This is a genomic window from Leptospira hartskeerlii (assembly GCF_002811475.1).
Lineage (GTDB): Bacteria > Spirochaetota > Leptospiria > Leptospirales > Leptospiraceae > Leptospira_B > Leptospira_B hartskeerlii.
This window is the reverse complement of record NZ_NPDL01000007.1, coordinates 101,157-116,383: the sequence shown is the minus strand read 5'-3', so window position 1 is coordinate 116,383 and position 15,227 is coordinate 101,157. Positions and strand designations below refer to the sequence as shown.

Sequence of the window (15,227 nt, the reverse complement as noted above, 5' to 3'; positions counted from 1 at the left end):
AGTAGAAAATTTGGTCCAAAGCTATGACTTCTTCTGCAATTCAGTTTACGGAGACACATGTATACGCGGAAAAAAAACGGTTTAGAGTCGTTTTTGTGCGAAATGTATGTTCTGTCGAAACAGAAGAAATCGGCCTGATCCTACAAAAGATCCAAGAAATCCAGCCGAACATTGTAGAGCTTGATCTCGAAAACGTAGTCGCCATTCCTTCTCTTATCCTGAATCGGATCCTAAAACTTTTGGCTGAATTAAAATCCAAAGGAGTCCCGGTGGAAATCAAAACCAGCGAAGGACTCAAAACTGTCTTAAATCGACTGAAAATCTCCCTGCAATGAAAACGATCTCGATCATTCTGGCCCAATGCTTCCTATTCCAAAGTTTGGTATTCGGAAGCGGTTGGTTCTGCGGAATGCTCGCAGGAGAGATCAAACTTTGCCATTGTAATCACGGAAGCCAAAAAGAAAAACACTCTAACTCTGAAGATGCAAGATTCTCCTCTAAACTTGCCGATGCGGGAGAAGATCATTCAGATCACAAAGCTTCTTCCCTACCTGATTGTCATTCCGCTAAATCGGGAGAAGTTCATAAATGTGCCTGTAAAAAAGCAAAAGATAAAGCTTCTAATTTAAGCGGTACTATCTGCACTCAATTTTTCACTTATTCCAAATTAGAAAACATCGCTCCAGAGGCTCTTGGCTCTGAACTTTTAAGCCGTATACAAGAAGGCTCAGGAGTGTTTGTTTCTTTTGACTTAGAAAGACCACCTCGATTCTCCTAAACATTTTCCAAGCCTCGAACGAGGGCGTATAGGATACCCATATCCTCATGCGTATATGAAAAACCGGAAAGCAAAATGCTTTCCTCAGGAGAATATTATGAAATCATTATATAAATATATTATCTTACTTTTTTCGTCCGCCGTTGCACTCAATTGCGACGGATCTTCCAAACCGAACATGGCCCTTTTGGCATTAGCCACCCTAAACCAACCAGGAATCGAATTCAAAGCAGTAGTTGGAGATAGCGAAGCTACATGCGGAGGAGATATTACAGGACATGGCGATTCTGTCGCAATCCAACATGTTGCGGGAGTAATGCCGATCGGGCTCAAGGATCTTAGATTCTATGTGTCAGAATTCGAATTGGTGGATCAGAACGATAATATTATTACTTTAGATGTTCCTAATACTGGCGTTTGGCAATACAGTGGAATCGCTCTTTTAGATTTCGAAAATGGAAAAGGAAGCTGCAGCGGAACTACCGAAACTAATAATTTTGTACAAGCTGCTGTAGAGAATAAAACCTACAAAACCCTTAGATTCACCTTGGGAGTTCCAGAAAGTTTAAATCATATCGATTATAGTGTGGCTCCTAGTCCGCTCAATGTTTCAGGGCTTGCTTGGAGCTGGACCATGGGATACAGATTTTTCGTTGGAGAATTTTTATCCAACGATCCTGCAACAGTCGGAAATGCAGCAGTTTTGCATATGGGTTCAGCAGGTTGTTCCGAGTCAGGAGGAGTTTATACCTGCACAAACTCCAACCGTGCCAGGATAGAATTAACTCCTACAGAAGGATTTAATCCATTCACCCAAAAGGTACAGTTTGACCTGAAAAAAGCTGTGACCGGCTGGGATATCAGCACTGGAAGCAAATCTTGCCATTCTATGGGAGCTATGGACAGCGGGACCTGCTCCTTAGTGTATCCGAATTTCGGTTTGGATTATTCAACCGGAAATGCCGGTTCTGCCACTCAGACAGCGTTTGGGATTATCTCCAAATAGGAACTATAACGATGGTTTCGGTCGATTTGGCCGAAGCCGGATTATTTTATGAACAGATATATTATATTTTCATTATTCTTCTTTCTATATTTCCAATGCGCACAATTGGGATTAGAGAAGGAAAAAAGTTCCGGATCGGAAGGGTTATATTTGCTGTTAGGCACAAGCACATCGGAAGGAACTCCTTATGTTTGGGATCTTCCTGCGGGATTTCCCACTCCGAAAGTCCCGAGTGATAATCCGATCACTTTGGAGAAAGTAGAGTTAGGTAAGTTTTTGTTTTATGATATAAGATTGTCAGAAAATGAAACCCAATCTTGCGGCAGTTGCCATAAACAAGAGAATGCGTTTACCGACGGACAGACTGTTTCTTTAGGTTCTACAGGCCAATCTCATCCAAGAAACGCACAACATCTTTCTAATGTGGTTTATAATCTCAGACAAACTTGGGCAAATCCACTGCTGAAAAAATTAGAAGATCAGGCAAGAGTTCCAATGTTTGGAGATAATCCTGTGGAACTTGGAATGAAGGACAGAGAAGATCTTTTGTTGGAAAGACTTTCGAATGATCCGGACTACACTTCTAAATTCAAGGCGGCATTCCCGAGCGATCAAAACCCTTTCAGTATATTAAATATTACAAAAGCTCTGTCCAGTTTCCAGAGGACATTTATTTCCGGAAATTCAGCTTATGATCGATATCAGGCCGGGGATTTTACCGCCTTAAGCGCTTCCGCGATCCGAGGTAAAAATCTATTTTTTGGAGAAAGAGCGGAATGTTTCCATTGTCATGGTGGTTTCAATTTTACGGACACGATCCTGCATACTGGAACCGTTTTCGAAGAAGTTACATTTCATAATAATGGATTGGATTCTTCAAGATTTGTAAGTCCGAATGGCGGGTTATACGAGTTCACCTTTCAGGAATCGGATCGTGGAAAATTCAGAGCCCCTTCTCTGCGTAATGTAGACCTCACTGCCCCATACATGCATGACGGTTCCATTCCGGATCTATTGTCTGTGATCAACCATTATGTAAACGGTGGAAGCGGAGATGGAACTAACAATCCAAACAGAGACGTTTTCGTAAGAAGTTTTTCCTTAAGTGAATCGGAAAAGCAGGACTTGGTGGAATTTTTAAAAAGCCTTACGGACACCGAATTCACGACCAATCCTAAATTCCAAGATCCGTTTTGAAATTTTAGAAAAATATGATGAAGAATAGAACAAAATCCAAATATATCTTACTTTTCCTATTTTCCTTTCAGGCATGCACCTATGGGACTTTAGGAAATTCGACAGAAGAAAGGTCCACGGAATTACAGGCGTTATTCCGTATCATGGACGAAAGAAGGGCGATCATTTCTCCCTGGTTGTATTACTCGGATGACCAAGGAGACTCTGATATCGGGTCTTTTATATTGACCGGAAGTTCTTCCTACCAGATACAACTCACCCAAAATGAAGTTGTCTTGGAAAGTATTTCCATGTTATTCAAAGCTCCTGAAAATTCTTTTTCAGTTTCCTCGTCCTTTGCGGACGGAAAGATCCATGCATTCCATTCTGGAGGTTCGGAAACTCCGACAACAGGAACCGGTTCCTACTCAAAAAAATATGGGATCACAGGAAGTTTTTCTCCAGGCGATATTTCAGTTTCCGATTTTACTACCCTAACGGGACCTGTGAAGAGACAAAGTTTATCACCTTTCCCTGCGGTTCCATACGGGACTTTGGAACATATTTATGGAGAATTTTCGGACCTTCTTCTTACATTCGAAATCTTTAATGGATCTACTACAAAAACGGTTCACGTAGAATTAAGAGAGGCGGAATTCCAAGTAGAGGCTTCCTGCGAATTGGAAATTCCTTATAAAAAGAATGTTCCTTTTTCCATAGGATTTAGAACGGACGGTTTACTCTCTCAGAGAGCTGGATCTTCCTTTTCTATCTTGGATGGGATCTTTGCACTCTCCGGTTCAGAGATCACGATCAACGATTTCGAAAATACGACGCTTTACTCCGAAATCCTCGAGAATTTGGATACAAGCGGCCAGGTCTTGGTATTATATTCATGTTTCTAATATTTCAAAAACATACACTTTCGTTCTTTATACGAATCTTTACATTTCTCTTCTTTATCTTTTTAGGAGGAGAAATTTTTGCCCACCATGCAGGAGAAGGACAGAATATGATCTCTTCCACAAGATTCGTGGATCCTTTTACCGGCAAAAGAGAGAAACCTTCCGATTATTTTCTGATCACTCAGGATTTTCAAAAAGGAACAATTGATAATTCTAATCTTCATACGACTACGGTTTTCGGTGAGCTTAACTTTGCGGGCGGTAAATTTGCGGCGAACTTCAGCGCTCCTTGGACCTATTATGAGCAGAAGGATAGAAGTGATGCTGCTCGTTACGGTAAGGCATTCGTGGGAGCCAAATGGAATCCTTTGATAGATACGGGCTGGCCATTCTTTATTATTTTAGAAGGTAGACTTGGTTTTCCTTCCGGTGGTGATACGGATAAATTCGCTGGTGGAGATTATTATTCAGGGATCGCGAATCTTACCCTAGGCGCTACTTGGAAACAATTCCTATTTGTACTTAGAGGTTCAGGTATTTTTCCACTTTCTAAGGATCATGCGAATTTGGATACTCAGTCAGGTCTTCCCTATTGGGCGCAAAGTTCAACAACTCAGAACACGGAAGAACATCCCGAGATCCAAAAGATCACACAATGGTTTGCATACGTTACTTATTTTTGGTCCAAGGATTTTAGCGTTTTCGGCGGACTTTTATACAGGACTCCTTATGTGAACGTGATCGGTGGTGGTAGCCTTTTGGAAGAAGATTCAGAAACCCAGAAAAAATTCCCGAAAGCATTCAAGGAAGCTAGTTTAGGTTTTAATTATACTCTTACAAAAGGAACTTATCTTACGATCGCGGGTCGTCTTCCATTAATTAGAGATCCTGAGATACGGCTTTATGATTATGCGATTACTACTTCTATTTCTTTTGAAATTCCGGAATGGAGAGATTCTTCAAAAAAATCGGAGAAAGAAGCGGAAGAATTCGAGTCTGAAGATGACTTAGAGAAGAAGTAGCTGCCGTTTTCACGCGAGGCGCCAAGACCGCGAAGGATTTTGGCTTTGTGATTTGCGAGGGACGCGGCCATTTAATCCCAGAGAGACTGGAAACATAGTGCTGAATTTTTTTCGAAACTCTGGAAGCCCGACTTAGCTACACATTCTTCCTCGGTGGAGGGAAAATAGTCGATCCCTCCTCCTTCGTATTTGATCCGGCAACACCCTTGGATCTTAGAAGGTTTTTCCTTTTTGGGTGATGGCTCTTGGTTCTTTGTATCTTTAGAAGGTTCAGGAGAAACTCCCGAGACAGAACTAGAGACCCAACAAAGACAACTAAATGCAAAAACCAAGATCGGAGTTCTGAAATTCATCCTAACTATTTTATCTATAGAATTAGTTTTCAAAGCAAGGAAAAATCCCTGAATTCAAAATCTGAAGTCGAGTTTTTACGTTGACTCGGCGGCCTTATGAAGGTGACAAAGGGAGAAAAGTTCAAAAGACCGAATAGGAATTCGAATGAAAAATCTCCGCTCAATTCTACTAGGATCAGTATCCGTTATCCTCATTACGATCGCATTCAGCCAAGTTTCGGCGGAAACGATCCTCTTAAAAAATGGTGAAAAAACCTATGGAACTGTAATCGATCAGTCTACAGACACGGTTACAATTCTGAAAGAAACCAAAAGGCAAACCTTAGCCAAGTCCCAGATCTTAAAGATTATCTTCAAGGATATCAAAGACGAGGCAGAACTTGCAAAATTATTCGACGCTGAAAAGAAAAAACTGAACAAAGACGGCAAGAAGCCAGAAAAAGAAGAACAATTGGACACTGTTCTTTTGGAACAGATGATCAAGGAAAACAGTTATAAGGCGGTGCAAAAACGTCTGGCATTGATCGAGAAGTACATAGACGAACAAGATTCTAGTTGGGAAGAATATATTTCCGCCAATCGAAATCCTTGGGAGCCAGTTTGGAAATCCGCAATTCTCCCTGGTTGGGGACTTTCCACAATGAAGCATGATAACTATGCCAGAGCCTATCAAATAGGAATCGGTCTATCTATCCTTGTTGCGATCGGTGGAAGCCAAGCTGCAACGGAACAGCATAATAAAGCGGAGAATCGACTGAGTAAAATTTTATTCGAAGATCCAGTTACTTACGCACAGATCCAAGGTTCAGGTATTACAGGCGCCTCAGTTCTCGTGACTAAACTGCAATCGGATAGTATTTCAGAATATAATTCCTTCAAGAGTAAAGAAAACCAATACGAGACTTATAGCAGAACCGGACTTTATATGGGTGTCGGTTTGTATTTAGTCCAATTGGCTCAGAGTTATTTCTTAGGCCAAAAATGGGCCACTCACAATATTATCCAAACTCCTTCCGGAGAAGCAGTTAAAGAAGGATTCAATTTTAAAAGTAATTATATGCCTATCGCAGCAGGTGGTGCGAGTAATCTTTGGGAATACCGCACCGACTTAAGGTATGTAAGCACTTTCTAAACTTCCGGAATAGAGTATCCTTTCGATTTCAACCAGTCCTGGTCATATAACCTGGACTGGTATCTCGCTCCACTGTCCGCAAGAATCGTAACGATTGTATGTCCAGGTCCAAGTTCTTTTGCTAGTTTTACCGCGGCACCTACATTGATCCCACTAGAACCTCCCACAAACAATCCGTCTTTACGGAGAAGTGTATAAATAAACTCTAAACATTCTGCGTCAGTGACTCGGATCGCATCATCAAAAGGTGCGTCTTTCATATTCTCTGTAATTCTACCGTTACCGATACCTTCCGTAAAAGAATTTCCTTCGGAGCTTAGTTCTCCCTTCTTTACAAAATTATAAATTGCTGATCCGTATGGTTCAGCTGCAATCGTTTTGATCTTAGGATTTTTTTCCTTTAAGAACATAGCTGTCCCGCTGAATGTTCCTCCTGTTCCTAAAGATGCAAGCCAAGCGTCCACTTTTCCTTCTGTTTGTCTCCAGATCTCAGGTCCTGTAGTATGATAATGCGCTAAACGGTTTGCGACGTTGTCGAATTGGTTGGCCCAAATCGCATTAGGAGTTTCTTCTGCGATACGAGCGGAAACTTTTACGTAGTTTCCAGGATCTTTATAAGGGACTGCAGGGACCGTTCTTACTTCCGCTCCAAGTGTTCTAAGTAGATCTATTTTTTCTTTGGATTGTGTGTCTGGGATCACGATCAGACATTTGTATCCTTTCGCATTGCAGATATGTACTAGGCCAATTCCCGTATTTCCCGCAGTGCCTTCGACCACTGTCCCTCCCGGTTTTAAGAATCCTTTCTTCTCCGCTTCTTCAATGATGAATAATGCTGCTCTGTCTTTTACCGAACCTCCAGGATTTAAGAATTCCGCCTTTCCTAAAATTTCACAACCTGTTAGATCCGAATAATAATTCAAACGGATCAGAGGAGTGTTCCCGATAGCATCCGCAAAACCTTTTTTGATCTCCATATGAACCTCTTTATTATAATGTTTTAATATATCCCAATAAAAAAAGGAAAGCAAACCCACTTTCGTGAATCCGCTTTCCCCCTCGAATTTTTCCGATTTTGTTTTTTGTATCGGAAAAATGATCTATGTTTGAAGCCCGTTTACTCGAGCGTCAAGAGCCAGAGTCTCTTACGCGATTGTTACATCCTTAGACAAATAAACATCCTGGATCGCGTTTAATAGGGCAACTCCGTCTTTCATCGGCTTTTGGAATGCCTTTCTTCCAGAGATAAGTCCCATTCCACCCGCTCTTTTATTGATAACTGCAGCTTTTACAGCATCACCAAGGTCATTAGAACCGGAAGGTCCACCGGAGTTGATCAGACCGATTTTACCCATGTAACAGTTTGCCACTTGGTATCTCGCCATATCGATCGGATGATCGGAAGAAAGATCAGTATACATCTTATCGTCTTTTTTACCGAATTTCAGATCTCTGAATCCGCCTAAATTGGTTTCAGGTAATTTTTGTTTTACGATATCTGCCTGGATAGTAGCAGCCAAATGGTTTGCTTGTCCGGTAAGGTCGGTAGCAATATGATAATCAGCCTTATCATTTTTGAATGCATCATTTCTAAGATAAGCCCAAAGAATTGTTACGAGTCCAAGTTCATGAGCTCTGTGGAAAGCTTCGGAGATCTCCTGGATTTGTCTGGAACTTTCGTCAGAACCGAAATAGATAGTAGCTCCAACTGCAGCTGCTCCCATATCGAATGCCTGCTCTACGTTTGCAAAGAGGATCTGGTCGAATTTGTTTGGATAGCTTAGAAGTTCGTTATGATTGATCTTTACTACAAAAGGAATTTTGTGAGCGTACTTGCGAGACACGAGTCCTAAAACTCCAAGAGTGGAAGCAACTGCGTTACATCCGCCTTCAATAGCGAGTTTTACGATGTTCTCCGGATCGAAATAAGCAGGGTTTTTAGCGAAAGAAGCACCCGCGCTGTGTTCGATCCCTTGGTCCACAGGAAGAATGGAAAGATATCCTGTTCCAGCAAGACGTCCAGTGTTGTAGATGGATTGGAAATTTTTAAGAACAGAGTTGTTTCTGTCAGTTTTAGCAAAAATTTCGTCAATGTAATTCGAACCAGGGATGGTCAGGGTTTCCTTGGGGATGGTTTTAGAGACATGATTTAAGAGAGAATCCGCTTCCGCACCTAATGCGCTCTTGATTTTATCTAACATTCCAGTTATACCTATTGGTTTTATCGATCTGATGACTAGTTTTGGGGCGAAGCCCAAAATTTCCATCGATTTTCGGCGAGAAATCCAGAGGCAAGGAAAGTCCTAAGGCTTGGTCACTATTTAGTCTGCACCGGAAGCCGAATATGGAAGTCAGTACCCGAGCTGGATTTTTGGACATCCAGTTTTCCCTGATTGGATTGGATGATCCCATAACAAACGGAAAGGCCCATCCCTATCCGCGAATCATCCGATTGTATCCTCTCGAAAGGTTGGAAAGCATTCTCAGGGTCTAATTCTCCATCCAAGGTTCCGGAAAGTCTGAGTACCAAATACTTTCCGGAATCAGTTTTAGTATCTTCCAATCCTGCGTTAAAATGGATTGTACTTCCTTTCAAGTCTGAGCCGACTCCATCCGCATAAAAATACAAAAGATAATATAATACTTCTTTAATTTGATTCTGTTTTAAGAATACATCAGGCAGATCGGCTGGAATATTCTTGGAAATTTCCAAGTTCTTAGACTTCAATAATTCGGAGATAATGCCCTCTACCCCCGCCAAAATATCATCCAGTTTACACCAAGTAGGTTCTTCGTTATCTGAACGGGAGAATGAGATCAAATTCCGGATAATACCCGAAATCCTTTCTCCTTGTTCTATAATGACTCTGGCGTAATTTCGAATATCAGCAGGAAGGTCCTTTTTGTTCCGGATAATATTTCCATAGTTGATCACACCCATAAGAGGATTATTGATCTCATGAGCGATACCTGCCGCCAATTTCTGGATGGATTCCAATCTTTTTTCGGATTGGATCACCTTCTCCATTTCTGAGATCCTTTTTTCGGATACGGATAAAAGGTCCAATTCGGAGAATGTTACGATACTTCCTACAATACGATTCGCCTCGTCTCTAATAGGAGAAACCCTGAAGCCTACTCTGATCTTTCGATCATCCTTTCTAACTAAGACCGCCGGGATGTATCTAAGGTTATGACCTAAATTATCAGGATGCTCTCCCGAGCCGATTTGGGTTTGGATAAAAGAAAGAACTACATCTCCCGGTTTTCCAAGAGCCTCTTGTAAGGTCCAGCCAGTCAACTCCTCTGCGGAATGATTTAGAAATATAATATTTCCTTCCGCATCTAAAGAAACAGCGCCTTCCGAAATACTTTGGATCACATTCTTAAATTCTTTTCCACTTTCCTTAACGATTCCCAAACGTTTTTGTTGGCGAAGTGCGATCTCTATTGAAGACTTAAGTTGGTGGTTCTGGAACGGTTTAGTAATATAAGCATAAGTAGAAGCAGCATCCATCGCTCTCATAAATGTGGAGTCGTCGGTATACGCGGTCATAAAAACGATCGGAACGTCTTTGATCCTTTGTATATGTTGTGCTGTTTGGATCCCATCCATATCCCCTTCGATGGAGATATCCATGAGAACTAGATCCGGATCAGTTTCCTTAAAAATAGATTGAGCGTCCAGACCGTTCGCAGCGACTCCCGCAACCTTATAGCCTAAATTTTGGAGAGTCTTTTGCAGGTTGAAAGATAGAAGCCACTCGTCTTCGACGATTAGAATATTCGGTTGTTCTGAAGAAGAACTCATGTTCGCTAATAACATATTCCTGAAGTGGTAAAAACTGCGGCTCTTAGAGTTATGCTCCCACGTTAGGAGTGAATTGGGAAATCCTTTTTTAGGAATATAATTGTTTCCGCAAAATTTTCAAAACTTCTCCTTTAATCTATTTTAGCATTTTGAGATCCAGGAAGAAATCACCGAATTTTTCAAAGTCGTATACAGTCCTATTTTAATGTTTTTTTTCCAATTTTAGTGCCCATTTTTCCGCGCATTCGACTAAAAGAACCAAAAGCTTGTCATAGTTCCGACCTCTTTTTTCCAAAAAAAGTCCTTGAATCGAAGCTCCCTCAAAACTAAACTTTGGGCCAGAGGTAGCCATGCTGGTAAAAGATATCTTGGAAAAAAAGGACCGAAAGATCCTCTCGGTGGAACCCAGTACTACCGTTTGGGAAGCGATCCGATTTATGACCAAGTATGATATAGGTTCCGTGATCGTGCTCAAAGAAGGGAAACTCGCCGGTATATTTACAGAAAGGGATTTACTTCATTTCGCCTCCACAGATCGGGAAGCAGTATTCGAGAAAACAGTGGCGGATCTAATGTCCACCACATTGACTACTATGCAACCGAACGACCAAGTGGATGAGGTTCTTTCCATTATGCTGAAAAAAAGGATCCGGCACATGCCCATTCTGGATGGGAACCGATTGGTGGGGATCGTCTCTATCGGAGATGCGGTAAAAGCCAAAATCGCAAAGACGGAAGAAGAGAATAAAAACTTAAAAAATTATATATATAGCGAATCCGGATTTATCTGATCCTTTTTATTCCTTCTGATATCGGGAATCCCCGCAACATCGAACCTTTTAGAAACGTATAGAAAAATGCCCACCTGGACTATATCCAGGGGGCAAGTGGCTCACATTCGGGTATTCCCGTTAATTCCTAAAAGGTAATACCATTACCCAAATCCGCAACTCTGTTTTTTGGAAATCGGGTTGCCGGAATCACTTTTCCGGCAAGTATAGACTAAAGCCAGGCCTCAAACAAGAGATGAAACTCCTTTTAATTATATTATTCGCATATTTAACCTATCGTTTTTTACAAAGGCTTATGTTTCCACAAAGAAGCGAAGGCTCCGGCTTTAGAGTGATATATCCAGACAGAGAATATTCTTCCGGAGAAAAAGATATTTCCGATAAGGGAAGAGTTGTAGAAAAGGGAGAATGATCCAAGGAATGAAGGTCCGGTTTTTCTATTTTATAATTTTATTATACTTCTTCTTTGTTTCTTGTTTGGGAATGAGCGGAGAATTCGGCTGGGCTTTGGTGGATGAGACCAAACAAAGTTTGCTGGAGAAAAAATTCACTACCGTCCAGGAATTCACTCTTACAAGAGAGAAACTGATCTTCCCCACTAACAAAACCCTGGTATATCTTTACAAATTTTCGAGAATTCCTAATCCGGAAGCAGAGATCTATGTGAGCCTTAGCAGATTCCAAGTGGGTTTTAACGAAATAGAAGTTAATCGTAAAAGGCCTGAACTTTCTAGCTCCAGTATCACCGGACGTTTCCAAGAACTGACCGCAGGCAAATATTTAGTCAAGGTCTCCTACGAAGGAGAAGTAATCGATCAGGTAGAATTCAGAGTAATAGAACCGGAAGAAAGGGAAGAAGAAAAAGAATCCGGCGACGATGTGGAAAAATACACTAAAGCCAAGAAAACTCTGAATTAAAAACCGCTTGTAGGAACTCCTACAAATCGATTCTAATAAGTATCTCCGGAAAGCGGATCTCTTGGATAGGGATCCCTCTGCATTCCGTCTTCTAAAATTTTATTGATCCTTTCTATATTTTTTAGAGCAAGATTGATCTCTGTTTGGTTTCCTACTTTCAGGATCTCTTCATTCATTTTTTTGGATTGTCCATAATCCTTTTCGAATTCGTATAATACGGATAATCTTTGCATTGCTCTTGGACCAGGAGATGTATCCAGCTTTGTACGGATAATATCCATTTTTTCTTTGGATTCTTCCATCTCCAGACTTTTGAGTCTATATTGCGCCATGTCTTGGTCGTTTGTTCTTTCTAAGAGACCTTTTTTGATCTGCAGTAATTCCTTTTTGCCTTGAGAATATTTCTCTTCTTCTAATCTCAAATTTTCTCTAAGTCTATCATAGGCTTGGATCGATCTTATAAGTTCTTCTTTTTCTTTAGGAGGTTTTTTCTCGTATCTATATAGTTTAGAGATCCCTAAATAAGCAAGGACCTCCATACGGATCCTTTCCTGTGAATCCGTAAAAGATAGATCGGAAGCAGTCGCTTTTTCCTGTTCTCTGATCTGCAGCCAATCTTCGTAGTATTTTTTGCCCGATTCTAAATTACCCAGTTTACTTTCGAAAAAATTCCCAAGTTCAAATGCATAGATCCCTTTTTTCTTAGGATCAGGTTCCGATAGGTAATATTTTTCGTAAAACTCCGCAGCCAAAACATATTGTTTGAGTTCCGTATGCAAAGAAGCGATCGCGCGATATACAAAAGCCATCTCTGCGGGAGCTTTATTTTCTTTTAAAGCAAGTGCCAGATATTTTAAGAAGAAGTCTAGAGATTTGGCTTTTTTACCGGAAGCCTTTAGTTCTTCGGCCAATGCTAAAACCACTTGGGAATATTCTGGGTCTAAACGAAATGCTAATTCAAGTAGCGCCGCATATGCAAAAAAATCGGTATTTCTTTTATAATCAAATAGGACGAAGATACCCTGCCCGCTTACCGAGGTTTTGTTGACTACTTTCAGTCTTTCTTTATTTTCATTCTCCGAATCTTTTACGAACTTTGCCAAAGTTAAGACCGTGTCCGCGTCTTCTCTGGACTTTCTTTTAAAAAATGGATAATAATTATTTTCGAATGAATCTTTATAAGCGTTAGCGGCCCTTTTAAGCGAATCATCCGCATTTTTTACACCTTGTTTTGCAATGCTGATATCGTTTGCAGTAACTTTGCGTGCATTACTTGGAGGATTTGATTCAAAGATCAGGTCCTTCTCCCTTGCGGAAGCAGCTTCTAAAAGATGGACTCTATCCTTTGCACTTTCCAGATCTACATTCGCTTTTTCTAATTCCTTTTTGGCCTTAGCATGTTGCCTAGCTCTTTCCACTTCGTTTGTATCGTATAATTCTCTCAGTCTTTCTTCTTTGGAGAATGATTCTTCTGTGTGAGAAAAGTCCCTGTATCTAAGTGCAGCCAAGGCTTCTTCTAACGCCTTGAAGTTCTGCTTCTTTTTAGAATATTCTTGGCTAAGTAACCAATGTAGCTCGAAAAGGATGGGAGAATCACGGAGTTGTTGGCCCCCTGTGATCTTGCCTAACATTTTTAAGATCAATAGACGAAGAGAGTTACGATCCGTTTTTTCAGTAAAGATACGGCCTAGTCTTCTTTCTTCTTCCGTTCTTTTCGGATCCACGAATTGAGCATAATAAGGATCCATGACCTGACGGATCGTTGTGATCGGATCAGAGGCAGCGTCGGAAGAATTAAGTAAGTTCTCCTTTAATGTGCGGAGATTTGCAGGAGGGATTACCTCATGAGGAAGTTTATAAATACCTGCAGGATCTAGTCTTTGGTCCTGCTCATCCGCCTCGGTTCGGACGTTTACTCCTAACCCAAAGACGATCAGGAGTATCACGCCCAGTTTCAGGCGGGTTTGTTTCATTTCGCTCCGGCACCCAACTCCGCTAATTCTTCTGATCCTAGAATTTTTTCGATATCGATCAGGATGATGAACCTATCGTCCTTTTTACCGACACCCGTAATATAACGGGAGGAAATTCCTTTGATAGAAGGAGGAGGAGGATTGATTGTTTCCGGAGGAAAGAGTGCTACGTTAGCTACCTTATCTACTATAATGCCGACGGATTCTCCGCCTATTTTTACCACGATTGCGCGGTCGTAATCTTGCTCGTGGGAATGGGGAATATTGAGTTTCACGCCTAGGTCTACCATCTTAACTACTTTGCCTCGGATATCCATGATACCTGCGAAGTAATTTTTGGACCTGGGAACCTTGACCAGGTTATGGATCTTGATGATCTCATCCACAAGAACGATTGGAAGAGCGTATTCTTCCTCTCCCAAGCTAAATAGAATGTACTGGTGTTCGATTTCGGCGGACATTCCCCCTCCTTTAGAAACGGGTGAATCCGTAGTAATAAAAATACGATCCAGAACCTAAAAAGATTACAACTTTCGAGAAAAGCGGATCGCGTTTCCTCAGTATCCAGTCCAATCCGCCAAAAAGCAAACCGAAAACAGCGAGCGAAAATCCGAGCAAATAAAAATCCATGTAAGCATACCAGATCCCGAGAGCAGATGCGAGACCTAAGGAATAGTCTTGTAGATCTCCCCAAATCCTTCTTTTGATCCTGGTCCATAAGGGCTCTTTTTGCTCCCTTTGGAAAAATCTTTTCCAGGATCTAGGATTGCGATCTATTCCGAAAATATGATCGTACTTGGTGGAAATTTCCCAAGGTTTCGGAGTCCTTCTTTCCGGTCCCCCTAAAGGTTCCGGAGAAACTCCATAAGCCCCACCCAAAATCTGCAAAGCGTCCTTGTCAGGAAGAGAGGACAATAAGTCCCTAAAAGGTGCGAACCTAGAATAAAGTGGATAAGATCTACCTGTGGTTAGGTCGGTCTCTTTTAGGATGGATCCATCCCGAATCGTGGAAACATAAATGCGGCCATTCTCTCCGGCGACTTCCAAAGTTAGCCTGATCTTACGATCATGAAAATGAAAGTCGGCTTGGAGAATGTCTCCATCCGGAGTTTTAGCTTGGTAGGATTTCGTATATCCTTTGGCTGGAGGAAACTCAGGTTTCCACCAACGTCTTAAAAGAGAATAGTCCTGGAAGGAGGCCATACAGCAACATGATCGGCCAATTTCGAATTTTGCTTTAGGCTTTGATAGTTGCTAATTTCGATTCGGGAGAGTTCCCGATGAGGATGGCGGGCGTAAAAGACCGGGTCTTCGATTCGATTTCCCGGTCTTTAGATATTATAAGAATATCTTATTTGCCTT

At 41.4% G+C, this 15,227-nt stretch carries 17 protein-coding genes; 10 read left to right on the top strand and 7 right to left on the bottom strand.

The window, feature by feature from the left end; all coding sequences use genetic code 11:
- Positions 1-23: 23 nt before the first annotated feature.
- The 6 genes from CH352_RS13790 to CH352_RS13765 all read left to right on the top strand — a co-directional run bounded on the left by CH352_RS13790 (position 24) and on the right by CH352_RS13765 (position 4,887).
- Positions 24-335, top strand: coding sequence for a beta clamp domain-containing protein (locus tag CH352_RS13790; RefSeq protein ID WP_100707715.1), 312 nt, complete (start codon positions 24-26; stop codon positions 333-335).
- Positions 332-778: an LIC_11090 family protein gene (locus CH352_RS13785; protein WP_100707716.1), complete on the top strand. Its 447-nt coding sequence runs from the start codon at positions 332-334 to the stop codon at positions 776-778. Before CH352_RS13790 ends, CH352_RS13785 begins: the two co-directional genes overlap by 4 nt.
- Positions 779-875: 97 nt before the next feature.
- A complete protein-coding gene (locus CH352_RS13780; RefSeq protein ID WP_100707717.1) occupies positions 876-1,784 on the top strand; it encodes an MbnP family copper-binding protein in 909 nt (302 codons plus the stop codon).
- Between the two features lie 48 nt (positions 1,785-1,832).
- On the top strand, positions 1,833-2,981 hold the full coding sequence (locus CH352_RS13775) for a methanobactin export MATE transporter MbnM (RefSeq protein ID WP_100733516.1): 1,149 nt from the start codon (positions 1,833-1,835) through the stop codon (positions 2,979-2,981).
- A 14-nt stretch (positions 2,982-2,995) separates the two neighbouring features.
- Positions 2,996-3,865 carry a hypothetical protein gene (locus tag CH352_RS13770; RefSeq protein WP_243396403.1) on the top strand — a complete coding sequence of 290 codons (870 nt, stop codon included), beginning with the start codon at positions 2,996-2,998 and terminating at the stop codon, positions 3,863-3,865.
- Positions 3,856-4,887 (top strand): LIC11086 family outer membrane transporter, encoded by a 1,032-nt coding sequence (locus tag CH352_RS13765; protein ID WP_100707720.1) that lies wholly within the window; start codon positions 3,856-3,858, stop codon positions 4,885-4,887. Before CH352_RS13770 ends, CH352_RS13765 begins: the two co-directional genes overlap by 10 nt.
- Positions 4,888-4,958: 71 nt before the next feature.
- On the opposite strand, the gene CH352_RS13760 is transcribed toward CH352_RS13765, so the two are convergent.
- Positions 4,959-5,240, bottom strand: a complete 282-nt coding sequence (locus tag CH352_RS13760) for an LIC_11321 family protein (RefSeq protein WP_100707721.1) — start codon at positions 5,238-5,240, stop codon at positions 4,959-4,961.
- Positions 5,241-5,385: 145 nt separating this feature from the next.
- On the opposite strand from CH352_RS13760, the gene CH352_RS13755 reads away from it, so the two are divergent.
- The gene (locus tag CH352_RS13755) at positions 5,386-6,372 is read left to right on the top strand and encodes an LA_0442/LA_0875 N-terminal domain-containing protein (protein WP_100707722.1); all 987 of its coding nucleotides are present in this window, start codon (positions 5,386-5,388) and stop codon (positions 6,370-6,372) included.
- On the opposite strand, the gene CH352_RS13750 is transcribed toward CH352_RS13755, so the two are convergent.
- The 3 genes from CH352_RS13750 to CH352_RS13740 form a co-directional block, all read right to left on the bottom strand.
- Complete coding sequence (locus CH352_RS13750) at positions 6,369-7,349, bottom strand: cysteine synthase A (protein ID WP_100707818.1); 981 nt, start codon at positions 7,347-7,349, stop codon at positions 6,369-6,371. The two genes, CH352_RS13755 and CH352_RS13750, sit on opposite strands and share 4 nt — an antisense overlap.
- 168 nt (positions 7,350-7,517) lie before the next feature.
- The gene (locus CH352_RS13745; protein WP_100707819.1) at positions 7,518-8,573 is read right to left on the bottom strand and encodes a class I fructose-bisphosphate aldolase; all 1,056 of its coding nucleotides are present in this window, start codon (positions 8,571-8,573) and stop codon (positions 7,518-7,520) included.
- Between the two features lie 116 nt (positions 8,574-8,689).
- Positions 8,690-10,183, bottom strand: coding sequence for an ATP-binding response regulator (locus CH352_RS13740; RefSeq protein ID WP_100707723.1), 1,494 nt, complete (start codon positions 10,181-10,183; stop codon positions 8,690-8,692).
- Between the two features lie 350 nt (positions 10,184-10,533).
- Between CH352_RS13740 and CH352_RS13735 the strand changes: the two genes are divergently transcribed.
- From CH352_RS13735 to CH352_RS13730, 3 genes are all read left to right on the top strand, one after another.
- Positions 10,534-10,974 carry a CBS domain-containing protein gene (locus CH352_RS13735; protein ID WP_020767934.1) on the top strand — a complete coding sequence of 147 codons (441 nt, stop codon included), beginning with the start codon at positions 10,534-10,536 and terminating at the stop codon, positions 10,972-10,974.
- Positions 10,975-11,209: 235 nt separating this feature from the next.
- On the top strand, positions 11,210-11,386 hold the full coding sequence (locus CH352_RS19055) for a hypothetical protein (RefSeq protein WP_165780197.1): 177 nt from the start codon (positions 11,210-11,212) through the stop codon (positions 11,384-11,386).
- Positions 11,383-11,892, top strand: a complete 510-nt coding sequence (locus CH352_RS13730; protein WP_100707724.1) for an LIC_12238 family plasminogen-binding lipoprotein — start codon at positions 11,383-11,385, stop codon at positions 11,890-11,892. The genes CH352_RS19055 and CH352_RS13730 overlap by 4 nt, the downstream gene beginning before the upstream one ends.
- Before the next feature lie 32 nt (positions 11,893-11,924).
- Here the strand turns inward: CH352_RS13730 and CH352_RS13725 are convergent, their stop codons facing one another.
- From CH352_RS13725 to CH352_RS13715, 3 genes are read right to left on the bottom strand one after another with little or no spacing between them, the layout of a single operon-like run.
- Positions 11,925-13,865: a tetratricopeptide repeat protein gene (locus tag CH352_RS13725; protein WP_100707725.1), complete on the bottom strand. Its 1,941-nt coding sequence runs from the start codon at positions 13,863-13,865 to the stop codon at positions 11,925-11,927.
- Entirely contained in the window at positions 13,862-14,326 is a 465-nt protein-coding gene (locus tag CH352_RS13720) for a chemotaxis protein CheW (RefSeq protein WP_100707726.1), read from the bottom strand. Before CH352_RS13720 ends, CH352_RS13725 begins: the two co-directional genes overlap by 4 nt.
- 10 nt (positions 14,327-14,336) lie before the next feature.
- Complete coding sequence (locus CH352_RS13715; protein WP_100707727.1) at positions 14,337-15,068, bottom strand: hypothetical protein; 732 nt, start codon at positions 15,066-15,068, stop codon at positions 14,337-14,339.
- Positions 15,069-15,227: the final 159 nt, after the last annotated feature.